This window comes from Hafnia alvei, from assembly GCF_034424155.1.
Lineage (GTDB): Bacteria > Pseudomonadota > Gammaproteobacteria > Enterobacterales > Enterobacteriaceae > Hafnia > Hafnia alvei.
In genome coordinates this window covers 4,030,072-4,054,347 of sequence record NZ_CP139992.1, presented here as the reverse complement: position 1 = coordinate 4,054,347, position 24,276 = coordinate 4,030,072, and the positions used below count along the sequence as shown (strand labels likewise).

Below are 24,276 nucleotides of genomic sequence, written 5' to 3'. Positions count from 1 at the left end.
CGTTATTTAATATGCGCCGCAAAGCCGGTTAATTCGGGGGCGATATCGGGTTTCAGCGTTAGTTCTGGGATCGTGTAATCACCGCCGTTTTGCTGGCGGAAAGCGATGGGCGTTGTGCTCCATAAAGTATCGAGGCGCTGGCCTAATTTTTCACAGATTGTTGCATAGCTGTCTGGGTTAACTTTGCTGGTGTGGTAAATCACAAATGGCGGTAGTACGTCGAATCCCGGGTAGTGCAAGATACCGTGGTGGATAGGGAACAAAATATCGTCGATTGGGCCATTAATACCGCGTGCGCTGTAATGTGGCTGCCAGCCACCGGCGGTGACCATCAGCATAGCGCGTTTGCCTGCCAGTGTGCCTTCGCCGTAGCGGTCGCCCCAATGGCTATCATTATGTTCGCCCACGCCATAGGCAAAACCATAGGCGTATACGCGCTCCACCCAGCCTTTCATGATGGCGGGCATAGAAAACCACCACAGTGGGAACTGGAAAATAACCGTATCAGCCCACAGTAGCTTGCTCTGTTCAAGGGCAATATCATCGCTTTGTAGGCCGTTTTTAAACGCGTGCTGTGAGTCGAGAGAAGCATCGAAATAGGTCTCATCAAGTCGATTTTTGCTGTCATTTGCGTCTAACGCTGCTTTCCAGTCCATAGCGTATAAGTCTGAAATCTGTACTTCATGCCCCGCATTTTGCAGGTGTTGGATGGTAAAGTTTTTTAATGAACCGTTCAGTGATTTAGGTTCGGGATGGGCATAAACAAGAAGTACTTTCATTGTGGCTATCTCAGTCGTTATCTCAAAAATAAAGAGATAGCAGGGTAGAATTTTGTCATATTCATGAGAAATGAATTTCTGATATCTCAGGTATTACTATGAGTAATCTTCGTCGGCTGGATCTGAACTTGTTGGTGACGCTCGATGCGTTGCTGACCGAGCACAATGTGACGCGTGTTGCTGAAAAGCTTAATTTTTCTCAGCCTTCAATCAGCGTGCATCTGTCTAAACTGCGCGATATTTTTGACGATCCTTTGTTGCTGCCGGGGCCACGAGGCATGTTGCCAACGGCGAAAGCTGAGGCACTGCGCGAACCGCTGCGGCAGGCATTGAATGCATTAGAAGGTGTTGTTGCGCCGACCAAACCGTTTGAGCCCGCAACGGCGCAAAATGATTGGACGGTTTCTGCCGCCGACTACGGTGAGTCCACGGTTGTTTTGCCGGTTTTAATCGGCTTACGCGCCGTGGCGCCCAATACGCGGTTATCGGTCATTGAACTGGCGCCCGCTAAAATTGCTAAACAGCTTGAGCAGGGCGAAATCGATATTGCCTTTCACGTAAGCGATGAAGCCGCACCGGAACTGCATCTAAAAAAGCTCTTTTCTGAACGTTATGTGCTGGCTGGGCGGCGAAAGCATCCACAGCTGTCACAGGCTCTAACCCCTGCGCAGTTTTGCGATTTAGAGCATGTTATTGTGTCGCCCAGCGGCGGTGGTTTTTGCGGTGTGACCGATGAGGCTTTAGCGCAGGCGGGGCTTACGCGCCGAGTGGTGCTGTCGGTGCCGCATTTTCTGTTTGTGAAGTCGGTGCTTGCGAGCACGGATTTAGTGGCGATGCTGCCTTTGCGCTTAGCCATCGCTAGTCCCGAACTGCAATATATTGAGCCGCCGATGCCCATTGCTGGATATGAAATGTCGATGCTGTGGCATGAGCGATCTCATCGCGATCCTGCTCACCGCTGGCTGCGAGATTTTATCGTCGAACAGGTACAGAGTGCCGCACTCATCACGGCTCAGAATCAATAATATCAAGGATATAGATATGCCTTTAGAACCTGCAATCGCTGAACTGGTGAACGATTTTATTGCGGCAGGACGGCCATCGCCGCGTCGTCAAACCGTTGCCGAGCGGCGAGCGGGGTATGTGGCCAGCACGATATTGGCGGGCGAAAAAGAGATGCGCGTGGATGTGCGCGACGTGAGTCTTGAAGGGATGACGCTGCGCGTGATTTCCCCACAGGGAGCGCATGGAAATAGGCCTACGGTGATTTATTACCACGGCGGCTGTTTTGTCAGCGGTGGTTTTGCCACGCATGAAAAGCAGCTGCGGCAACTGGCTTATCACAGCGGATGCCGAGTGATTGCCATGCAATATCGCTTGGCACCGGAGCACGTCTATCCTGCGGCGCACGATGATGCGCATCATGCGGCAATGCTTGCGTGGCAGCACGCTGATTTTTTAGGTGTGGATCGCGAGCAAATCACGTTGGCGGGCGACAGCGCGGGCGGGCATATTGCGTTAATCACGGCGCTGCGTCTGCGCGATGAGAGCCGTTGGTTGCCGCATAAGCTCTTGCTGATTTACCCGATGCTGGATGCGACGGCCTCTTTTGATAGCTATCAGCGCAACGGCGACGACTATATTATTACCCGCGACACGCTGATCAGCGGCTATGAGGCTTATTTCTCAGAGATCGATCTTAAGCATCCTGAAGTCAGCCCGCTGTGGCGCAGTGATTTCTCCGGCCTGCCGCCAACGCACATTATCACCGCGGAATACGATCCGCTATGCGATGAAGGCGAGGCGCTGTTCGCACGTCTTACCGAGCAGGGCGTGAGCTGTAGTGCGCAACGCTATCTTGGCGTGATCCACGGATTTTTCCAGCTCGGTGGCGTTAGCCAAACGGGGCGCAATGTGATGAGTGATATTGCCGCTCAGCTTCAAACTGAGCGCTTTTAGCCAAATCGAACAGCGGTACTGCACAAGTCTGTACCGCTGCGCGACGCGGCTTACCGGTTGTCTAATCTTGCTTTAGCTTCGTTTTTCCAGATTGCGGCCAGTAAATCAAGCTTGCTCAGCGCGTCCAGATCGCTGGCAGATGCGTTGGGGTTGAAGATGATATTTTGCACGCGGCTCAGCGGCCAATCGGCATGAGGGCGCTCAACCAGCATGATGGCATTACCGGCCTGAACTTCCCCCGGCTGTAGAACACGATAGAACCAGCCGTTGCGTGATTGCTGATGCATAAGCTCCGGCGCGTTTGGGTCATTTAAGCGACCAGCCATGGTGTTACAGGCCACTCTTCCCCAAGATATTTGTAGCCGTGCTGTGCCAATGCTAAAGGTATCGCCAATGCAGATGGTGTGTTCGGTGATCCCGCGGGTGGCAAAGTTCTCGCCAAAAATTCCGGGGGTTTTAAATAGCTCAGCCTGAGCCGGATAGTGTGAGCGCCAAAAATCATAATGCTCAAGCGCATAGTTCATGACGGCGCATTCAGGATCATCAAAATGCTCTTGGTGTCCCGCTTCGGTTTCAATTCCGTGGGTGCCTACATAAACGCGCCCGTTAGCCGGTTTTTTTAGCTGTGCTCCATCGGCTTGGCGCTGGTTGCATAAAATCACATCGAGAGTGGCGAGCGGTTGCTGAGTGTTCATTTATTACTCCTATATCCATCATCGTGTTGGATATAAACATCGTTAAATCCCCCGCTTATACGGGGGGATTACTTAGAATTTATATTCGATGCCCGCCCAGTAGTTACGTCCTTCTTCGACGAAACCTTCGGTATAAGCATAAGCGGTATCGAACACGTTATTCACCGAGGCGTTAACGCTGAGGCCTTTCGCAATCTCGTAATCTGCCCGTACATTGGTTACGGCAAATCCGCCCGCTTTTTGGCTGCCATCGCTGTTGCTATAGCTTGAAGAACGGGCTTCTTCAGAAAGGGTAAGGCTAAGCGGCTGCCATGGCGTATAAGTAACCCAGCCCATGACCGTTTGAGTCGGTAGTCCGGTCACTTTACCAACGTCTTTGTCCTTAACATCGCTATGAATCAGGCTGTAGCTGAGGCCCACTTTTACTTCGTTCAGAATCAGTCCGTTAACACCTAAATCGAGGCCGGTGTAGTCAACGCGTCCGCTATTGCGGTTTTGTACCGTATTGGCATCGATGTTTTGCGTGAGAATGGCGTCGCTAATGCGGTTGTAATAAACGCTCGCTTCATACCCCCAATCTTCGCTGAGATAGCCGGTATAGGTGAGGTCGATACTGCGAGCGCGCTCGGCTTTGAGGTTTGGATTGACCAAGGCCACCTGTCCGAACGCGGGGCGAGATGTGGTGTAGCGCTCTTTCAGCGTAGGGAAACGGCTGCGATCGGAGACCGAGAGCGCAATATCATCACGGTTGTCGAAGTGATATTTCGTCATGGCCTGCCAGTTGAAGGCGTTTTGATTATTGCTGTCGTAGTGGGTAATCGAGCCGTCTTTTTCGTGCTTCATCCCTTCAAGGCTGTCTCGCCAGTCGTAGCTTATCCCTGCCACAACGTCCCACTGATCGTCGACTGCCCATTGGTATTCGCTAGAGAGCGACCATGTGCGATCTTTGTAACGATCGTAAGGTGCATTGCGATATCCCTGCTCGCGGTGAACGTCTTCTTTCCAATGAGCGGCGAACGAAAGCTGGTCACGCTCGCGCATATCGGCCGATAGCTGGAGGCCTGCGCCATCGGTGTAATCGTCATAGTGTCTGTAGCTGCCTTTTTTATTTTTCAGATCGCTCAGTGAGTTGTACATCAGCAGGGTGTTTTTAAAGGTATCTCGATAGGCTCGGCTTTTAAGGGTAAAGATATCGCCGAGCTTGGTGGTTCCCTGATAGTAATAACTTTCTTTATCGTATTCCGGCCACTGCCAATATTTCGGTTTTTGATCGCTGGTTCCGGCATACGGTGGGTTCTCTTTTTCACCATCCTGTTTGATATAGGTAAAGGTGTATTCATCATTTTCGCGTGGGGTAAAACCGAGCTTCACAATTCCACGTTTATCGTCAGATTTTGAATTAGTGCGCTTGCCGTCGGTGCCTGCGGTGCGGTTATCTACGCTGTCTGGCAAGCCTACAAATCGTTGTTTTAGCTCGCTGCCGCTGATCTGTAGATAGCCTAAATCGCCTTTCATACCCAGCGAGGCGTTGGTGTCAAAAGCATTGTCTTTGCCGCGCGCCCATCCTTGACGGTAGCTAATGTTGCCTTCTAAATCTTTTTTTGGTTTTGTCGTGGTGAGGTTGATTGAGCCCCCCATTTGGTTGGGGCCTTGCAGCAGAGAGGTGTAGCCTTTCGAGACTTCCAACGAAGCCAAATTTGACGTAAGGAAGCGACCTAAATCCAAATTGCCGTCATAGGGAACGTAGATTGGGACGCCATCATAAAAAACGGGAACCTGTCGGTTATCGAACCCACGAACGCGAACCTGTAATTCGTTACGTCCGCCCGATTTTTGCAAGGATACGCCGGGAACCACGCTGAGAGCATCGGCGACGTTGCGCTTATCGAGTTTGGTGATGGTGTCTTGTGTGAGGATCTCGCTGGTGTTTGCCACCGGACTACTCCAAACGGTCATGACATCATCGTCATCGGCAGCCTGAACGTCCATGGCAATGCCGCCTGACATGCATAGAGTTATTGCCGTACATAAAGTTGTTTTTCTCATTTTCATCATTATCCCCAGGATCGATATGTTTATTTTTATATAACGCTTATGGTGTCGATTGGCAGGCTGTCATTAGCCTGCCAATGTGGAACGCTGTGTTATTTAGTCAGAGGCGCCAAGCCGAACTTTGATGTCTGCCGGTGGCGCGTAATAAGGCGCAGAAGTGACCAGCAGTGAAATGCCGGTTTGCGCAAATTTATCAATGGTCGCGAGAGTAATTCCACCCGCTAAGGACAGTCGGCAGTGAGGCGAAAATCTCTGTGCATAGGCTTTGAGCGCGACAATGTCATCGGGTGAGAATTTATCGAGTTGCACAATATCGGGCATGCCCAATAGCGCCTGCTTGGCTTCATCCACGGTATCGGCTTCGACGATGATGGTTTTTTCCGGCGCCTGCTGGCGTAAGGTCGCAATGATGCTCTGCCAGTTATCGGGGGAGGGGCAAAATCGTCGATGGTTGGTGAACAGCAAAATAGTTTCGCCGCAGCCCGCACGATGAATAATGCCACCTGCGGCGATTACGGCTTGCATGGCGAGTAAGTGGGTGCCTGGAATAGTTTTACGCGTGCAGGCAATTTTTCCCTGTGGTGAATAACGCTGTAGGACCTGACGCATTTGATAGACATAATCAGATACGCCACAGCTCCACTCCAACAGGTTCTGGACGGCTTTCCAGCCCTGATGCAACGCATCGGCGCGGCCTTGGGCGGTGAGCAAACATGCGTCTGCCTCGGCGATCTCGCCGTCGTGGAGGTGCTGCTCAACCTCTAATCCCAGCCGTAAAAGCATACGGCGAGCAGTGTCGATGCCGCTGATACAGCCGCCTTGCCGATGGTGAAAGCGCATTGATCCTTTACGCGCACCGATGTTCAGCGCGCGTGTCGTTAGATCTCCACCTTGTATGTCATCCATCAGCCACTGATCGAGCTGCGCATCAGGGATGAAAATCATAGCGCCCCCTGCGGTGACGTTTTTTTCTCCCAAGAAACTAGCGCCCAATCACGAGTTGGCGAAGCAATGGTTAATCCGTGTTTTTGCTGGTGGGTGTAATAATCGAAAAGGCGCTGCTGTTCTTCATCATTTAGCGTGCCCAACGACCAACTGGTGCTTTCATAAAAACGCTCGAAAGTATCCGTATTTCCCTGACAGTTTGGCCCGGTGATGAAATCAACGCGGGCATGAATGCCCATCTGGTACAAGACGTTAACCGCGTAGATATAGTTTGGCAGTTCGATGACGGGGCGACCGATAACCCGCTGTACTTCGGCATTGACGAACGAAGGGCTGACGGTGTGGGTGGTGTAAACGCGCAGCCGTGCTTGCTGATGAAGTTTTTGCATGGCCGAGCGTAAATCACCGACCAGCGTTGAGCGCGAGGCAACGGCGATATCGCACTGCGGAAGATCGCTCCAATCATCCTCCCAAGCTCGGCGAAGTAGCGTGACGTTATCGAGCTGCATGGCCTGTGCGCGTTTGGCCGCAACCTCAAGCATCCCCTTGCTGTAATCCACGCCGTAAACATGGCTGAGTTTGTGTGCCACATTGAGGCACACCGAACCGGGACCACAGCCCATATCTAGCAAGGTTTCCGCATTGGAAAAATCCATTTTAGCAATGAGCTGAACCAAATAAGCATCTTGCGGGTTGGCGCAGATTACGGCCATTTTCTCAGCGCGCTTATCCCAATGTTCTGGTGCTTTTTCAGTGCGTTGCGCTAGCGCTAACTGTTGTTGGTAGAGTGCAGAAAAGTCGATTTCATCAATCAGCATGTGAGTTCCTTTTTTAGTTTTCATATTCCCAGATGTGCTTCGATTTCCTCTTCACTGACGTGATACAGCTGAGACAATGAAGCGCTATTAAGCATCGCTTTTGGCGTTCCCTGTAATGCCCCGTTCTGTGGGCTGAGGGTCACGATGGTATCGGCCACCGCTTTGGCGTGCATGGGATGATGGGTAGACATCAACAGCGTGATCCCAGCCGTTTTTAGCTGGCGAATACGCTTAAGCAGGGTTATCTGATGGCCAAAATCCAAGCTGGCTGCCGGTTCATCCATCACTAAAAGCGTTGGCTGTTGTACTAGCGCGCGGGCGATTAATACCAGCTGCCGTTCGCCGCCGCTGAGCGTTGGAAAGCTGCGTTGTTCCAAGTGAAGAATACCAAGAGCATCCAGTGCATCTCTGGCGAGCTGGTGATCGCGTTGATGAGGGGAGGAAAATAAGCCCAGATGAGCGCTGCGGCCCATGCTCACCATATCCAGTACGCTGTAAGAAAAAGGGCCACTGTGAGCCTGAGGAACATAAGCAACCTGCTGTGCAAGCTTAGCCGATGACCAATCCTGCAACGGTTTTCCTGCCAAGGTAATATCGCCCTTGAGCACGGGTAATAGCCCAAGCAGCGTCCGCATTAGCGTGGTTTTCCCACAGCCGTTAGCGCCCAGCAGACAACAGATTTCCCCGCGTTGGATGGCAAAATTAATATTCTGCAAAATGGGGCGATCGCGATATCCCAAGGCCACGTGGCTAAATGACACCATGCTCATCCGCGGCCTCCGCGAAGTAACAGCATCAGGAAAAAGGGAGCGCCGATCAGCGCCGTGAGGATCCCCAAAGGCAGCTCGATGGTGAATAGGCTACGGGCCAAGGTATCCGTGAGTAAGAGAAGTAGCCCCCCGCCCAGCATGGAGGCTGGAAATAAACGCTGATAGTTATCGCCGGTGACTAAGCGGCAGATATGCGGAACCACTAAGCCAATCCAGCCAATGATACCGGCGACCGATACCGCGCTTGCCGTGATCAACGTCGCGCAAATGATAAAGATCAGCCGCAGGCGCTTAACATTAACGCCCATGGTTTTGGCTTCATCATCAGGCAAGCTCAGTAGATTCATACGCCAACGCAGCAGCAAAAGCGGCAGCATGCCCAACAATAAAACGGGGATACTGCTGTAGAGATCGTCATGAGTGATGGTAGAAAGGCCGCCTAATAACCAGAAGGTGATCGAAGGGAGCTGAGTGTAGGGATCGGCCAAGATTTTTATCAGCGAAATGACTGCGCCACACAGGGTGCCGATGGCAATGCCAACCAGAACCAGAGAGAGCACCGGATCGTGGCGTTTTGCCATCGAGGCAATCAGACAGGTGAGCGCTACGGCCAGCATACCGCCAACAAAAGCCAACAGCTGAACGATAACGATAGGCAAACCAAGCCACATCGCCACGCACGCGCCCATTCCTGCCCCAGCGGATACTCCCAGAATGTCGGGTGAAACCAGTGGATTACGGAACATTCCTTGATAAGCCGCTCCGGCTGCCGAAAGCGCGGCGCCAATCATTAGAGCAGCTAAAATACGCGGCAGGCGTATTTGCCAGAACACGATAGCAACGCGCGGATCCGCCTGCGTCGTGTCTGAATGCACCAACAGATCTAACAGCTCAGTGGGCGTGAGTGGATATTTGCCAACCAAAAGCGCCAATAGAATGGCAATCAGAATACCGCTGGAAAAAAGAGCCAGATTTTTGGTCAGATTCATCCAGCCTCCAACAAGCGCTGGAGTTGGGTTTGGTTTAAATCCGAATGGTAGAACAGCCGGAAAAACTGCTGGAGGTCATCCATCCAGTTTGCCTGAATCTTGCCATCAAAATGCGCCTGTAGTCGGCGCATCCCTAGCAGGCGATTAATACCCGGTGGTGAATCGAGCCAACCAAAAGGCAAGCCGGAATAACACAAAACCTGACCTTTACGCACCGCCTGAAGGTTTTTCCATAGCCCATTCTGAGTGATGTAGCGATAGGTGTTGGCATCCTGAGTCAGAATAATGTCGGGCTCCCACAGCAATAGTTGCTCGAAAGACACCTGAGCTAAACCATGCTGCGACGGTTCGCTAGCCACGTTGATTAGCCCTAACTGCTCTGCGGCTTCCGTATGCAGAGATCCCTGCAAGCCCGTCTCCAACCCTGTGGCACCGCGTGCGGAATAAAAACGAGGAGGATTACTGCTCAGTTGCGCAAAACGTTCGGCATCTTGCAAGAAACGCTCTGCCAACTGAGCCTGCTTCTCTGCTCTTGATGAAACCCCTAACAGCGCGCCAACCTGACGCAGTTGGCTGGCCGAATCCCGCAATTTCCCATCCACTAAGACGTAGGGCACGCCAGTCTGTGCTGCGGTTCGCTGCGCAAGGGAGCGGAAGGTTTCATCGGCGCTGCCACAATCAATAATGATGTCAGGAGCCAGCGACACTATCTTTTCGAGGGAAAGCGTACTTGCACGGCCAGATAGACGCCCTAACTTTGGCAGTTTTCGAATGGTATCGGAAAGAAACTCACTGCCGGAAACTGAGAAATCAAACGAGGATAATCCCAGCAGCATCTCGGGCGCTAGCGCGAGCAATAAGAGATCGGCGGGAGCCCCCGCGCTCAATACGCGATGTGCTTTTTGTGGCGGTGGCAAAGTACCGAAAGGGACTAAAAGGGCGTCAGCGGCGTGGGTAGCAAAAGGGCTGACCGATAAAGCAGCGCCAGAAAGCAAATACCCAATCAGCTTACGACGGGTGATATCCATGTCATAACCAGAAGTTTTTTCGTTATATAATTATTTATATAATGAATTGGCAAAAACCCATAGTCAAGCTATGGGATTAGGTAAAGCGAAGAGGTGTGATCTAGGCGGTGGCTTAACAAAAATGAGAAAAGGAAGACTGGAGTGGTTGGCTTTGAGTCACAAAAACATTAGGGAAAGGGAGGTAGTAGACCTCCCTTTAACGGTTCATTTCTACTTTCTTTGTGATTTAGACAGCATCCATTTCCACCTCTGCTCCTGATTCAGCTCTGAAGGAGGAACCGGAATCAGCATTCTAGGCATTGATTCTGAGTCATTTTCTTCGCCATCAACGTTAACCGCGTTTTTAATTCGTTCGGCAATGTGATCGTCGATATGATCCACTTGGATCATGCGCTGACACTGACAGCCTCTGCCTTCTAGCTGATTTGGAACGGTTTTGGTTTGGCAGTCAATCTCATCAACGGCAGAAAGGATATAAGAGACAAGGTTGATGGCTTTGCACGGCGTGAGATCAAACTGCTCGGCAATCTCTCGCGAGCTTATCCAACGTTGTTGTTGCATTGCCCAACGCGCCACGGACAAATACAAAGGCTCTGGTACGTATTCTCTACACATAGGCTCACCTTTAAATTAAAGCAATTTTTTATCAGATTAGCATTTGTTTACCATATAAATGGATGGGCTCAAATATATGCGATCATATTCACATTTATAATCATGGTTTGATCTGAATATACCTATCTAATGACGCCTTCGCTATGTATTTTATTTGATTTGTTGCGAAGGATTGTAACCGCAATTATTGTTGTTTTATTGTAGTGATAATGTTTTATTGCTGTATGGTGTTAATTTATTTTTGTGATTGAGAATATGTTTATAAAAGCGAATTTTTTGATTTAAAATAATAAACAACATAATTAATTTGATATCACCAGAATAAGCAAAAAACTATGCGTATTGGCGCGCTTTTTGCTTGCTGATGACGTCATAGCTATCTGGTTTATCATGCTTTTTGTTTCTTAATGCCATGTGGCGTTAGCTCTATTTTTATAATGAATTAAATAGCTAATGAGATTGTGTAATGAATCCAATCAATAAAATTAATGTCCCTGATAAAATATCAGCAGAGATGCGTGATGTATTGCGTGTTCAGTATGAAAATGCAAAACCAATCGCAGCGGATGCTGATAATTCAACGATTAGACAAACTTATATTGAGGAGCGAAAGTATTGGAATGAGGAGGGGCCTAAAATGCTTAAGACCCTACATGAAAAGATAGCTACTTCTTACGGAGAAATCAGCGTAAGAATATATTATCCACAGCGTGAAACGGCGGCAACGATCTTTTATTTACACGGCGGTGGTTTTATTGTCGGTAATCTTGATACTCACGACCGTATTATGCGTTTATTAGCCGATTACACCGGATGCGCCGTGATTGGCGTTGACTATACGCTTTCGCCTGAAGCACATTTTCCGCAGGCTATCGAAGAGACGGTTGCGGTATGTCGCTATTTTTCTCAGCGTGCAGCGGACTATCAACTCAATATGCAGTCAATTGGTTTTGCCGGAGATTCTGCCGGTGCAATGTTGGCGCTAGCAACGGCGTTATGGCTGCGCGATCGCGAGATAGACTGTGGTCATGTTAAAGGCGTTCTGCTTTATTACGGACTTTATGGATTACAGGATTCTGCCAGCCGTCGATTATACGGCGGAGTCTGGGACGGTTTAACCGGGCCCGATATTGAATTTTATCAGCACGCCTATTTGGCTAATGAACACGATAAAGAGTCACCTTATTACTGTCTGTTTAATAACGATCTTAGCCATAACATACCCGCCTGTTTTATTGCCACCGCAGAATTTGATCCGCTGGTTGACGACAGTATTGCGCTGCATCGCACGCTTTCTGAACATCAACAACCTTGCCGCTATAAAATGTATCCCGGTACTCTGCATGCGTTTTTGCATTATTCGCGCATGATGGAAAGTGCCGATCGGGCATTGCGCGACGGCGCCCGCTATTTTTGCGAGCAGCTTGAAGCATGACAAAAATAGGGTGATGCTGCCAACTTACTGATTTAGTGTATGATGGTGTTTTTGAGGTGCTCCAGTGGCTTCTGTTTCTATCAGCTGTCCCTCCTGTTCAGCTACTGACGGGGTGGTGCGTAACGGCAAAAGCACCGCCGGACATCAGAGCTATCTCTGCTCTCACTGCCGTAAAACATGGCAACTGCAGTTCACTTACACCGCTTCTCAACCCGGTACGCACCAGAAAATCATTGATATGGCCATGAATGGCGTTGGATGCCGGGCAACTGCCCGCATTATGGGCGTTGGCCTCAACACGATTTTACGTCACTTAAAAAACTCAGGCCGCAGTCGGTAACCTCGCGCATACAGCCGGGCAGTGACGTCATCGTCTGCGCGGAAATGGACGAACAGTGGGGCTATGTCGGGGCTAAATCGCGCCAGCGCTGGCTGTTTTACGCGTATGACAGGCTCCGGAAGACGGTTGTTGCGCACGTATTCGGTGAACGCACTATGGCGACGCTGGGGCGTCTTATGAGCCTGCTGTCACCCTTTGACGTGGTGATATGGATGACGGATGGCTGGCCGCTGTATGAATCCCGCCTGAAGGGAAAGCTGCACGTAATCAGCAAGCGATATACGCAGCGAATTGAGCGGCATAACCTGAATCTGAGGCAGCACCTGGCACGGCTGGGACGGAAGTCGCTGTCGTTCTCAAAATCGGTGGAGCTGCATGACAAAGTCATCGGGCATTATCTGAACATAAAACACTATCAATAAGTTGGAGTCATTACCAAAAATAGGCAATTAAAAAGCGGGCAGTCGATGAGATTGCCCGCCAGTATTTTTAATACAGATCCATCTGGCTGGTTTTATCCAGCGATAAATTGCGTGTTTCGGGCGCTAAAAATATGGATACGACCATGCCAAAAAGCGAGATCCCCGCACCGGCCAGCATCGTCATTGCGATCCCATGCTGTTGCATAAACAGCGGAAGCGCATAGGTTGACACCACGGTGCCAATCCGGCTGAGCGACATCGCTGCGCCCACGGCGGAAGCGCGAATGTGAGTAGGGAAAAGTTCGTTTGGATAGAGCCATTGTAAAATGCCGGGGCCGCCTGAGAAAAATGCATAAAGCGCAAAGGCTGACACAATCAGCGTAATACTAGGGTCGGGAACAATTCCTAACACCGCTAACGCGAGCGTCATAATGGCAAAGCTGCCAATTAACAACGGACGGCGCCCGATGCTGTTGAGCCAATACATCGCTGGCAAGCAGCCAATCAAAAAGAACAGGCTAATCACCACGTTGCCGAGCACGGCCTCTTTGCCTTCGTTGAGCCCCAGCAGGCTGATAATTTGTGGGCCGAAGGTATAGATGCCAAACATCGGTATCACCTGACACGTCCAAATAATGGCGACAAACAAAATCGATGTTAGGTGCCTGCGGGTGAAAATCTGGCTATAACGCGTTTCCTGTGGGGCTTCGTCATCGAATACCACGTGTTCGCCAAACAGCTTAAACATCAGCGCACGGCACTCTTCAACACGCCCTTTACGAATTAGCCAGCGAGGAGACTCGGGCAGTTCAAAACGTCCTAACAAAATGATAATACAGGGAATAACCGCGCTGCCCAACATCCAGCGCCAGCCGTTTTCGACGTCATATAACAGATAGCCCACAACGTCGGCGGCGGTTGCACCGATGTACCACATCGCGGCGATAAACCCCATGGTGAAAGCGCGCTGACGCGTGGTAGAAAATTCGGCAATCATCGAGGTGGCAATGGGGTAATCTGCGCCGATCACAATACCTATCAGAAAACGCAGGATCACCAGCTCCAGCGGCGATGTCACAAACATGGTCGCGGCAGAGATAACACCGATGGCAATAATATCAATCAGAAACATCAACCGGCGGCCAAGCACATCGGCGATGTAGCCAAACAATGATGTACCGATAAACAGCCCAACCAGCGTTGCGATCCCGACTAACCCCACCCAGCGAGCGTCGAGCTGTAACACGGGAGTCAGCTGTTCGAGTGCAATACCGATGATGACCAGCACGTAGCCATCGAGAAAAGGGCCACCGCTTCCCCACAGCATAATTTTGCGGTGGATCGGGGTAAAACTGATGTCATCAAACCTTTTGGATTTTTCCATAATGGTGGTTTTAATCAGCCTGATAGCTGCTTAGCTCTGGCATTTATCGCAGAGCTAAGTGGCTATAGTGGGTAAAAAAAGTGACAGAGACGGGCAGGCCAGAATATCGTTTTTTAGCCGTAGCGATATTCAACGCCAAAGGTGCCACGCGGGTAGTTCCACTCATCTAAAACGGAATCACGGCATAGGATCCGGCAGGTGCCGCATTCTAGGCAGCCCGCGTAATCAAAGCGGATAGTTCCATCCGGCTGGAGCTTGTATAGCCCCGCCGGACAGGCCAGCGTGAGGGTATGAAACGCCGCCATATCAGGGTTTTCGCGAATGATGATATGCGGATGCCCTTCATCAACGTGGAACTTGTTAATGCCTAATTTCACATCAACGTTAACGGGCTCATTGACGGGGGAATTGGCGGGTTTGACGGATTCGGTCATAGCGCGGTCACTCCTTTAATGCCGTCTTTCAACAGGTTGAGATAGCCAATTTTCTTGCAGTGACGCATCACCATTTTGCGGATTGGCTGCGGCGGCTGGCCGTTGACGGTGAACACATTCGCCATGATGTCGGCGACCATCTGTGGGTATTGGGTAAACATGCGCGGATTTTCCAGCATGGCGGGGACTTTGCGGTAGTGGCGTAAATCCTTCATAACCGGCAATTCTTCTAGCAACGTGAGATAACCGTTCAATCCCTGCTCGCTGAAATTATTGGCCTCTTTGGCTTGCAGCACGGCGCGTGCGGCCGCTTCACCAGAGGCAATCGCCATATCCATTCCACGGATAGTGAATCCCAGATTCATGCACATGCCTGCGGCATCACCGGCGATAAGCACGCCGTTACCCACCAATTTGGGCTGCATATTAATTCCGGCTTCAGGCACTACGTGGGCGGCGTATTCCACGGTTTTGCCACCGGCGATTAATGGACGAACGGTTGGATGCTGTTTGAAATCCTCTAGCATTTGCGGTACTGATTTTCCCGCATCGGCAATATGGCTGAGGCCAACAACGATGCCTAAAGACAATGAATCACCGTTGGTATACAGAAAGCCACCGCCCATCAGGCCGTTAGACGGCGTTCCGGCAAACAGCCAGGCGGCGCCTTCATTTTCCGTTAGGCTAAAGCGCGCTTCGAGCAGTTCACGCGGCAGTTCAATCAGCTCTTTTACCCCAACGGCCACATGCTTGGCAGAAACCTGTTTCTGCACCATGCCCAGCTGTTCGGCCAACAGCGCGTTAACGCCTTCAGCGAGGATCACCACGTTGGCTTCTAAAATATCGCCATCGGCTTCAACGCCGATCACTTTGCCATCGCGCTCAATCAGTTTATCTACGCGGATCCCAGGAACGAATTGCGCACCGGCGGCTTCAGCCTGTTCCATCAACCAAGGATCGAATTTACTGCGCAAAACCGAATAGGAATCCTGCGCCGGTTCGGCCGCATTGGCATGGTGATAATCCAACGTGACTGCGCTGTCGTCGGTAAGAAACGATATTTTTTCGCGGGTAATGCGGCGCTCAACGGGCGCATGGGCCGCAAAATCGGGAATGATGCGTTCTAAGCTGTGCCCATACAGGCGACCACCGGTGACGTTTTTGGCTCCCGCATGGTTACCGCGCTCGATAACCAATACGTTAGCGCCTTCTCGGGCAAGCACTAGCGCCGCAACGCAGCCAGACAGGCCCGCGCCAACAATAATGGCGTCAAAGACATCTTCAGACATAGGCTCTCCAAATTCGATGGAGCACGGAAGCCATTGGCTAATCCGTGCTCCGTCGATATTTTATCGTTTTAGTTTTTCTGTCAGAGCAGGGACGATCTTCATCAGATCGCCGACGATCCCGTAATCCGCGTATTGGAAGATCGGGGCGTTTTTATCTTTGTTGATGGCCATCAGGATCTGCGCACCGTTGGCGCCGACCATGTGCTGGATCTGGCCAGAAATCCCCAGCGCCAGATAGAGTTCTGGTTTGATCATGATTCCTGAAATGCCCACGTAGCGTTCACGATCCATCCATTTTTCGTTTTCGGCGACCGGACGCGAGCATCCCAGCTCTGCGCCAATGGCATTGCTTAACGCCGCCGCAATGGCGATGTTTTCCTGTGAACCGATGCCGCGCCCAACGCTCACCACCAAACGTGCTTTGCCAAGATCGACGCTTTCGCCTTGCTTGGCTCGACGTGATACGCAGGAAATTGCATGGGCTGGTGGGATAAAGGCCAGCGTTTCGGCATTGCCTACTAAGGCACTGTCTTCTGACACCGCAGGGAATACGCCGCTGGCGAGCGTGATGACGGCGTAGTCGGTGGTGATTTTCTCTTTGCCGAAGGCTAAACCGCCGTAAACCATGTGCGTGGCAACCGGGTATCCGTCTTCGAGGCTTAGCTCCGCGGCATCGTTAACTACCCCAGCGTTTAGGCGAGCGCCTAAGCGCGCTGCCAGCGTTTTGCCGCGACGGGTTGCGGGCAGCAGCAATAAAGCGCGCGAGCTATGACTATGCGTCTTGATCGCCTGAGCCAGAGTATCGGCATAATCTTCAATGATGCGATCGGCGGGCTGTTCGCCAATATGGTAAACGGCGTTAGCGCCGAGACGGAAAGCCAAAGCTGATTGCTCAGCGCTGTGGCTGATGACGTGAATAATTTCACCCAGCTCGCGTGCACCGCCAATCAGCTCGGGTAGATGTGAGTGGGTGTCACTGAACACCCATACTGTTGCAAACTTGCTCATATTGCCCCCAATTAGCTAATGACTTTGCGCAGGTGCTCTGCGAATTCTGAAATTTGATCGTCGCTATCGCCTTCGATAATGACCCGCCCACGCGCTTTCTGCTGTGGAGCCTGTACGCTCAGCAACTCGGTGTATGGCGTGATCTCTGGCAGTTCCAGATCGGCTGGCTGCCACGCGGTTACCGGCTTTTTAGCCGCGCCGAGAATGGCTTTCATGGAGGGGATTTGAGGCGTATTGATGTCAGTGGATACCGAAATCACCGCAGGCAGCGGAATGGTTAAGGTTTCAACTTCGTCTTCTAGCGTGCGTTCAACCTGAATGCTGTCGTCACTGAGGGATACGATCCGGCTCACCCCGTTGATGGAGGCGACGCCTAGCGCCTCGCCGAGCAGTAATCCAACCTGCTGTGCATAAAGATCGGCTGAGCCGTCACCACAAAGAATTAAATCAAAACCGGTTTTTCGCGCAGCGGCCGCCAGCAGGGCAGACGTTTGGTGAGGAAGCATCTTCTCCAAACCTGCGCTGGAAACGACAACTAACTCATCGGGGCCGCGAGACAGCACGTCTTTGCGGCCTTTGGCGTTGGACAGCGCTTCGCCCCCCACGCTCATCGCCGTAATCTGGATGGTGTCATTGAGCGATTTCAAGCCGATAGCCGCTTCGATAGCGTTGAGATCGAATTGGCTAATTTTGGCATCCGCTTTGCTGAGATTCAGAGAGCCATCACTATTGACGGTGATATCCTGCTCCTCGGGGATGAGTTTGTAACATGCAATAATTTTCATCACTTCTCCGATTTCGATAGGCAATACAATATCCGTAATACCCTGTACATAAGACGATGCCCGTAATGACAGGTGTAATTATTTCTGCAGCGAGAAACGCTAGGCAAAGATAAATAAAAATAACGAAAGCGAAGGTTCGCTATATATATAAATGTGTGTACGCCATAGCCGATTTAAACGCTATTAGTGGTGTAATTAAAATCACTAAAATAAAGAATGGAGTAAATTAATTAATATCTAATAAAGGTATCCCTGTAAGTTGTTATTCGTGCCTTGTTATCACGCTAATAGAAATACCATGATTCACCAGACCAAAATAATACCTAGATCACCAATATTGAACGACTTAGGGGCGAAAAACCTTTGTGGATAATGTTTTGATTTTGTTATTTTGATGATTTTAAAGGATTTAATTTGTGTTCCTCATTCGAGGCGCTTGGGCATGTGTTGGGTGTCAGAAAATAGTTTGATTAAGATCACGGATTATTGAACAGCCAAATCTCATTATATCTCGGCGTTAAACGGTAAAGGCTTCACACATTCAATCAGATACCTTTAACTATTATTAGCCGAAGTTTTAACAGATATTTTTGGCAAGCTAAATAACTCGTAATAACTAGATCCACCATTAATTGAAAATTTACCTGCAAAATTAGTGTTGGTGTTCTGTCTTTTCATGACAGAAATTCTGACGTTTATTCTGAATATTGCATCTCAAGTTGTTATGGCAAGGAACTCCTTTCCATGAGGGAAATGTGTAAATGAAGACAGAAACGAGCAAACGGAAAATAGGGATAGAACCGAAGGTTTTTTTCCCGTCATTGATAATTGTCGCACTACTTTGTTATTTAACTATCCGTGATCTGAACGCCTCTAATATCGTGATTAATTCGGTATTCAACTACATCACAACGCAGTGGGGATGGGCGTTTGAGTGGTATATGGTCGTGATGTTTGTCGGCTGGTTCTGGCTGATCTTTGGCCCTTTTGCCCAGCGTCGTCTCGGCGAAGAAGCGCCGGAGTTCAGTACCGTAAGCTGGATCTTCATGATGTTCGCCTCCTGTACCTCAGCCGCCGTGCTGTTTTGGGGATCGATTGAGATCTACTACTACGTTTCTTCTCCGCCGTTTGGCTTAACGCCATTTTCAAATCCGGCCAAAGATCTTGGTTTAGCTTATAGCCTGTTTCACTGGGGGCCTTTGCCGTGGGCGACCTACAGCTTCCTCGCCGTGGCGTTCGGCTACTTCCTGTATGTGAAGAAAATCGACGTGGTGCGTCCAAGCGGAACGCTGGTACCGCTTTTTGGGGAAAAGCGATGCAACGGAATTATTGGCACCATCATCGACAACCTGTATTTGGTGGCGCTGATTTTGGCAATGGGAACCAGCCTTGGGCTTGCAACACCGCTGGTGACCGAATGTATTCAGTATCTGTTTGGGGTGCCGCACACGTTAGAGCTGGATGCGCTGATTATCTCTTGTTGGGTGGTGTTTAACGCCGTGTGCGTTGCCTTTGGCTTGCAGCGCGGGGTTAAGGTGGCTAGCGACGTTCGAAACTATCTCAGCCTGATCCTACTTGCGTGGGTATTCATCATCGGCGCGAGCAGCTTCACCATCAACTATTTCACTGATTCTGTTGGCATTCTGCTCTCTAACTTTACTCGTATGCTGTTCTACACCGATGCCGTAGGTAAGAGTGGATTCCCGCAGGCGTGGACGGTGTTCTATTGGGCATGGTGGATCGTTTACGGCATCCAGATGTGCATCTTCTTAGCGCGTATTTCTAAGGGCCGTACCGTGCGCCAGCTCTGCTTGGGAATGGTTGGTGGGTTAACGGCTTCAACGTGGTTGCTGTGGACCATCTTGGGCAGCAATACGCTCTCCCTGATCAATAACGGCAAAATCAACATCCCGCAGATCATCGAACAACACGGGGTGGCGCGCGCCATCATTGAAACCTGGGCCACGTTGCCGCTCAGCACCGTCACGATGTGGGCGTTCTTTATTCTGTGCTTCCTCGCCACCGTTACGCTCATTAACGCCTGTTCCTACACGCTGGCCATGTCGACCTGTAAGGGCGCAAACGGCTATGACGAACCGCCGATTTGGGTTCGCGTTGGCTGGTCTGTGCTGGTAGGCGTTATCGGCATCATTCTGCTGGCGCTCGGTGGGCTGAAACCGATTCAAACCGCGATCATTGCCGGAGGATGTCCGCTTTTCTTCGTCAACATACTGATAACCATATCTTTCTTAAAAGATGCCAAGGCTACGCACTGGAAATACTAAGCGTTTTACCCTGTTTGAATTCGAACGATATTAACCACCAAGAGGCCTGATTTATGAATTTTGCACTGTCTGACGAACAAGAGTTATTTGTTTCCGGTATCCGCGACCTGATGGCGCAAGAAAACTGGGAAGCGTACTTCGCGGAATGTGACCGTAACAGCGAATATCCAGAGCGGTTCGTCAAAGAACTGGCCGATATGGGCATTGATAGCCTGCTGTTGCCAGAAGAGCACGGCGGCTTGGATGCGGGCTTTGTTACCTTAGCCGCCGTGTGGGCGGAGCTTGGACGCCTTGGTGCGCCAACCTATGTGCTGTATCAGCTGCCGGGTGGATTTAACACGGTGCTGCGTGAAGGAACGGAGGAGCAAATCGACAAGATTATGGCTTTCCGCGGCACCGGCAAGCAGATGTGGAACTCGGCAATTACCGAACCTGGCGCGGGCTCTGACGTGGGCAGCATGCAAACATCGTATACCCGTAAAAACGGCAAAGTTTATCTCAACGGCAGCAAATGCTTCATCACCAGCAGCGCGCATACGCCTTACATCGTGGTGATGGCGAGGGATGCGGCTTCACCGGATAAAGCGATTTTCTCTGAATGGTTTGTGGATATGAGCAAGCCGGGTGTGAAGGTCAATAAGTTGGAAAAGCTAGGTCTGCGCATGGATAGCTGCTGCGAGATCCTGTTCGACAACGTTGAGCTCGAAGAAAAAGACATGTTCGGACGCGAAGGTAACGGCTTCAATCGCGTGAAAGAAGAGTTTGATCACGAACGTTTTATCGTCGCACTCACCAACTACGGCACCGCATTCTGTGCTTTTGAAGACGCCGCGCGTTATGCCAACCAGCGTGTTCAGTTTGGCGAAGCCATTGGGCGCTTCCAACTGATCCAAGAAAAGTTTGCTCACATGGCTATCAAACTGAACTCAATGAAAAACATGCTGTTTGAAGCAGCATGGAAGAGTGATAACGGTTTGATGACCTCCGGCGATGCCGCAATGTGCAAATACTTCTGCGCTAACGCCGCTTTTGAAGTGGTGGATTCGGCGATGCAGGTACTCGGTGGCGTGGGGATCGCAGGCGATCATCGTATTACCCGCTTCTGGCGCGATCTGCGCGTGGATCGTGTGTCCGGTGGTTCGGATGAAATGCAGATCCTAACGCTGGGTCGTGCGGTGCTGAAGCAGTATCGGTAATAGACAACAGATTAAGTCAGATATTAGGGAGAGCGTACCGATGGGGTCGTAGCGGGCTTGCCCGCTGACTACTTTGTCTGGAGCAAAGTTGAACAACGCTTTAGCGTTGGCCCGTAGGGGGGAACACAAGGATGTGTTCCATAACGGCCCCGCGGTGCGCTATGCCCGGGTATCTCGGGTTAAAAGGCGGTGTTGTAGTGACTACACCATCTCTCATTGTGAAGGAATATTTTATGTCTATGCCAACATTTGGCCCGCTGGCGGGTTTACGCGTGGTCTTTTCTGGAATTGAAATCGCAGGCCCTTTTGCAGGGCAAATGTTTGCCGAGTGGGGCGCTGAAGTTATTTGGATCGAAAATGTCTCCTACGGCGATACGATCCGTATTCAGCCAAACTATCCTCAGCTTTCACGCCGTAATTTACATGCGCTGTCGCTGAATATCTTTAAAGACGAAGGGCGTGAAGCTTTCTTAAAGCTGATGGAAACCACCGATATATTTATTGAAGCCAGTAAAGGCCCCGCCTTTGCGCGTCGTGGTATTAGCGATGAAGTGCTTTGGGAACGAAATCCCAAGCTGATTATTGTGCACCTGTCAGGTTTTGGTCAGTACGGCACGCCGGAATACACCAATTTGGCGGCTTACAACACCATTGCGCAGGCATTCAGCGGATACCTGATCCAAAACGGTGATAAAGATCAGCCGATGCCTGCATTCCCATATACCGCCGATTATTTCTCCGGCCTGACGGCGACCACCTCGGCGCTGGCGGCGTTGTATAAAATGCAGCAAACGGGCGTGGGCGAAAGTATTGATGTGGCGATGTATGAAGTGATGCTGCGCATGGGGCAGTACTTCATGATGGACTACTTCAACGGCGGCGAAGTATGCCCACGTATGACCAAAGGCAAAGATCCGTACTACGCGGGCTGTGGTCTGTACAAATGCCAAGATGGTTACATTGTGATGGAGCTGGTTGGCGTTAACCAAATGCAGGGAATGTTTGAGGATATGGGCATTGCGCACCTGCTGGGCACGCCTGAAATCCCTGTCGGCACACAGTTAATCCATCGCGTTGAATGCCCGTTTGGTGAGCTGGTTGAAGCCAAACTGGATGAATATTTGGCGACGAAGCCGTATGAAGAGGCGCTGGCGCGCTTTGCTGAACTCAATATTGCCTCGGCAAAAGTCCTGACCATCCCTGAATTAGAAAGCAATCCACAGTATATCGCCCGTGAATCTCTCACGACGTGGAACACCATCGATGGCCGTACCTACAAAGGGCCAAATGTTATGCCGAAGTTTAAGAATAACCCAGGGCAAATTTGGCGTGGAATGCCAACGCACGGCATGGATACCGCGGCCATTCTTGCCAGTATTGGTTATTCTGATGCCGACATTGAAACGCTGGTGGCTAAAGGTTTAGCCAAGGCTGACTAGGCACTGAAATTATTTGGGTAGATAGATATGGATATGATAGGCAAACGAAGCTTGCGTCAGGCTTGGGATGATTTAGCGGATATGCACGGTGATAAAACGGCGCTTGTCTTCGAAGATCAGGCAAGGCAGGTTTCTCAATATAGCTATATTCAGTTAAATAAAGAAATTAATCGCACGGCTAATCTATTTCATTCACTGGGTGTGAATAAGGACGATAAAGTTGCTCTGCATCTTAATAACTGTGCTGAATTTATATTTTGCTGGTTTGGCTTAGCGAAAATTGGTGCAATCGTTGTGCCTATCAACGCCAATCTATTACGTGAAGAGAGCGCTTATATCATAAATCAGTGTGAGGCCAAAATGGTGGTGACCTCCACGGAATTTTATTCTATCTACGCCGACCTCACGTCAAAGAATTCGTCTTGTTTGTGGCCCATTATTTTAATTGATAATGATATAGATCCTCAGAGTTCCCGCGATGTTCTTTATTTTCACCCATTGCAAAAGACTCAGCCTGATACGCTTATCTATTCGGTTGAGCTTGATAGCGATGATGTGGCGGAAATTCTTTTTACCTCTGGTACGACCTCCAGCCCGAAAGGCGTGGTGATCACCCACCATAATTTGTTATTTGCGGGCTACTACACGGCTTGGCAATGCGCACTACGGGCAGATGACGTTTATTTAACGCCGATGCCAGCCTTTCACATTGATTGTCAGTGTACCGCCGCTATGCCCACATTTACGGCGGGAGCCACCTTTGTGCTGCTTGAAAAATACAGCGCCCGGGCGTTTTGGGGGCAGCTATGCCAATACCGCGCCACCGTGACGGAATGCATCCCTCTGATGATAAAAACGCTGATGATGCAGCCGCCTATGCCGTGGGAAAAACAGCATAACCTGCGCGAGGTGCTGTTTTATCTTAATTTGTCCGAGCAAGAAAAAGATGAATTTATTCAGCGTTTTGGTGTGCGGTTACTCACCTCGTATGGCATGACCGAAACCATTGTGGGCGCCATTGGCGACAGGCCCGGAGATAAGCGCCGCTGGCCGTCGATTGGGCGAGTGGGGATGGGCTATGAAGCTCAAATCAGCGATGCGCAAGGCAATGAAATGCCGGAGGGAAAAACGGGTGAAATTTGGATAAAAGGCATTCCGGGAAAAACGCTGTTCAAAGAGTATTACAAACTGCCTCAGGAAAGTGTGCGAACCCTGAATGCAGACGGATGGCTGCGTACCGGTGATTACGGCTATATGGATGATGACGGGTATTTTTATTTTGTTGAGCGCAGCTGCAACATGATTAAGCGTAGCGGGGAAAATATCTCCTGCGTTGAAATAGAAAATATTATCTCAACCCATCCAAAAATTATGGACGTCGCGGTGATTGGTTTAAAAGATTCGATCCGAGATGAAGCGATAAAAGCCGTCGTGGTTTTAAATGACGGTGAGTTTATGACGGAAAAAGAGTTCTTCACGTTTTGTGAAAATAACATGGCAAAATTCAAGGTTCCCTCTTTCTTTGAAATAAGAACGAGTCTACCTAGAAGCTGCTCGGGAAAAGTAATTAAAAAAAGCCTGGTTGAAGTTTCTTATTAAGATGAGGTCT

Annotated in this window: 22 protein-coding genes; 8 read left to right on the top strand and 14 right to left on the bottom strand. The window is 50.3% G+C overall.

Annotated features, from left to right (window positions below):
- Window positions 1-2: 2 nt before the first annotated feature.
- Complete coding sequence (locus tag U0008_RS18780) at window positions 3-779, bottom strand: NAD(P)H-dependent oxidoreductase (protein WP_043489101.1); 777 nt, start codon at window positions 777-779, stop codon at window positions 3-5.
- Window positions 780-877: 98 nt separating this feature from the next.
- On the opposite strand from U0008_RS18780, the gene U0008_RS18775 reads away from it, so the two are divergent.
- The gene (locus U0008_RS18775) at window positions 878-1,804 is read left to right on the top strand and encodes a LysR substrate-binding domain-containing protein (RefSeq protein WP_043489102.1); all 927 of its coding nucleotides are present in this window, start codon (window positions 878-880) and stop codon (window positions 1,802-1,804) included.
- Window positions 1,805-1,820: 16 nt separating this feature from the next.
- A complete protein-coding gene (locus U0008_RS18770; protein ID WP_043489104.1) occupies window positions 1,821-2,738 on the top strand; it encodes an alpha/beta hydrolase in 918 nt (305 codons plus the stop codon).
- A 50-nt stretch (window positions 2,739-2,788) separates the two neighbouring features.
- Here the strand turns inward: U0008_RS18770 and U0008_RS18765 are convergent, their stop codons facing one another.
- The 8 genes from U0008_RS18765 to caiF form a co-directional block, all read right to left on the bottom strand.
- Window positions 2,789-3,433, bottom strand: a complete 645-nt coding sequence (locus tag U0008_RS18765; protein WP_051874030.1) for an MOSC domain-containing protein — start codon at window positions 3,431-3,433, stop codon at window positions 2,789-2,791.
- Window positions 3,434-3,505: 72 nt separating this feature from the next.
- The gene (locus U0008_RS18760) at window positions 3,506-5,485 is read right to left on the bottom strand and encodes a TonB-dependent receptor plug domain-containing protein (protein ID WP_043489107.1); all 1,980 of its coding nucleotides are present in this window, start codon (window positions 5,483-5,485) and stop codon (window positions 3,506-3,508) included.
- A gap of 96 nt (window positions 5,486-5,581) precedes the next feature.
- Window positions 5,582-6,430, bottom strand: coding sequence for a ModD protein (gene modD / locus U0008_RS18755; protein WP_043489108.1), 849 nt, complete (start codon window positions 6,428-6,430; stop codon window positions 5,582-5,584).
- Complete coding sequence (locus U0008_RS18750) at window positions 6,427-7,248, bottom strand: class I SAM-dependent methyltransferase (protein ID WP_043489110.1); 822 nt, start codon at window positions 7,246-7,248, stop codon at window positions 6,427-6,429. The genes modD and U0008_RS18750 overlap by 4 nt, the downstream gene beginning before the upstream one ends.
- A gap of 20 nt (window positions 7,249-7,268) precedes the next feature.
- The gene (locus U0008_RS18745; protein WP_043489112.1) at window positions 7,269-8,018 is read right to left on the bottom strand and encodes an ABC transporter ATP-binding protein; all 750 of its coding nucleotides are present in this window, start codon (window positions 8,016-8,018) and stop codon (window positions 7,269-7,271) included.
- Entirely contained in the window at window positions 8,015-9,007 is a 993-nt protein-coding gene (locus U0008_RS18740; protein ID WP_043489114.1) for a FecCD family ABC transporter permease, read from the bottom strand. Before U0008_RS18740 ends, U0008_RS18745 begins: the two co-directional genes overlap by 4 nt.
- Window positions 9,004-10,035 carry an ABC transporter substrate-binding protein gene (locus tag U0008_RS18735; protein WP_043489116.1) on the bottom strand — a complete coding sequence of 344 codons (1,032 nt, stop codon included), beginning with the start codon at window positions 10,033-10,035 and terminating at the stop codon, window positions 9,004-9,006. Before U0008_RS18735 ends, U0008_RS18740 begins: the two co-directional genes overlap by 4 nt.
- Window positions 10,036-10,245: 210 nt before the next feature.
- Window positions 10,246-10,650: a carnitine metabolism transcriptional regulator CaiF gene (caiF, locus tag U0008_RS18730; RefSeq protein ID WP_043489118.1), complete on the bottom strand. Its 405-nt coding sequence runs from the start codon at window positions 10,648-10,650 to the stop codon at window positions 10,246-10,248.
- A gap of 466 nt (window positions 10,651-11,116) precedes the next feature.
- Here caiF and aes point away from each other — a divergent pair, with 466 nt between their 5' ends.
- Together aes and U0008_RS18720 are read left to right on the top strand one after the other, a co-directional pair.
- Window positions 11,117-12,085 (top strand): acetyl esterase, encoded by a 969-nt coding sequence (aes, locus tag U0008_RS18725; protein ID WP_043489120.1) that lies wholly within the window; start codon window positions 11,117-11,119, stop codon window positions 12,083-12,085.
- 64 nt (window positions 12,086-12,149) lie between these two features.
- Window positions 12,150-12,847 (top strand): IS1-like element IS1A family transposase gene (locus tag U0008_RS18720; protein ID WP_327058433.1). Its coding sequence is split into 2 segments (ribosomal slippage): window positions 12,150-12,399 and window positions 12,399-12,847, totalling 699 coding nucleotides; the frame shifts between segments, so codons are not numbered across the junction.
- Window positions 12,848-12,914: 67 nt separating this feature from the next.
- On the opposite strand, the gene U0008_RS18715 is transcribed toward U0008_RS18720, so the two are convergent.
- The 5 genes from U0008_RS18715 to U0008_RS18695 all read right to left on the bottom strand — a co-directional run bounded on the left by U0008_RS18715 (window position 12,915) and on the right by U0008_RS18695 (window position 17,747).
- Window positions 12,915-14,231 carry an MFS transporter gene (locus tag U0008_RS18715; RefSeq protein WP_043489146.1) on the bottom strand — a complete coding sequence of 439 codons (1,317 nt, stop codon included), beginning with the start codon at window positions 14,229-14,231 and terminating at the stop codon, window positions 12,915-12,917.
- Window positions 14,232-14,344: 113 nt separating this feature from the next.
- A complete protein-coding gene (locus U0008_RS18710) occupies window positions 14,345-14,665 on the bottom strand; it encodes a ferredoxin family protein (RefSeq protein WP_043489148.1) in 321 nt (106 codons plus the stop codon).
- Complete coding sequence (gene fixC / locus U0008_RS18705; protein ID WP_043489151.1) at window positions 14,662-15,954, bottom strand: FAD-dependent oxidoreductase FixC; 1,293 nt, start codon at window positions 15,952-15,954, stop codon at window positions 14,662-14,664. Before fixC ends, U0008_RS18710 begins: the two co-directional genes overlap by 4 nt.
- 60 nt (window positions 15,955-16,014) lie before the next feature.
- Window positions 16,015-16,962: an FAD-binding protein gene (locus U0008_RS18700; RefSeq protein ID WP_043489153.1), complete on the bottom strand. Its 948-nt coding sequence runs from the start codon at window positions 16,960-16,962 to the stop codon at window positions 16,015-16,017.
- A gap of 11 nt (window positions 16,963-16,973) precedes the next feature.
- Entirely contained in the window at window positions 16,974-17,747 is a 774-nt protein-coding gene (locus tag U0008_RS18695; RefSeq protein ID WP_025798290.1) for an electron transfer flavoprotein, read from the bottom strand.
- Between the two features lie 761 nt (window positions 17,748-18,508).
- Here U0008_RS18695 and caiT point away from each other — a divergent pair.
- The 4 genes from caiT to caiC all read left to right on the top strand — a co-directional run bounded on the left by caiT (window position 18,509) and on the right by caiC (window position 24,266).
- Window positions 18,509-20,032: an L-carnitine/gamma-butyrobetaine antiporter gene (gene caiT / locus U0008_RS18690; protein ID WP_043489156.1), complete on the top strand. Its 1,524-nt coding sequence runs from the start codon at window positions 18,509-18,511 to the stop codon at window positions 20,030-20,032.
- 53 nt (window positions 20,033-20,085) lie between these two features.
- Window positions 20,086-21,228 (top strand): crotonobetainyl-CoA dehydrogenase, encoded by a 1,143-nt coding sequence (gene caiA / locus U0008_RS18685; protein WP_025798286.1) that lies wholly within the window; start codon window positions 20,086-20,088, stop codon window positions 21,226-21,228.
- 233 nt (window positions 21,229-21,461) lie between these two features.
- Window positions 21,462-22,667 (top strand): L-carnitine CoA-transferase, encoded by a 1,206-nt coding sequence (gene caiB, locus U0008_RS18680; RefSeq protein WP_043489158.1) that lies wholly within the window; start codon window positions 21,462-21,464, stop codon window positions 22,665-22,667.
- Between the two features lie 27 nt (window positions 22,668-22,694).
- Complete coding sequence (gene caiC, locus U0008_RS18675; protein WP_043489160.1) at window positions 22,695-24,266, top strand: crotonobetaine/carnitine-CoA ligase; 1,572 nt, start codon at window positions 22,695-22,697, stop codon at window positions 24,264-24,266.
- Window positions 24,267-24,276: the final 10 nt, after the last annotated feature.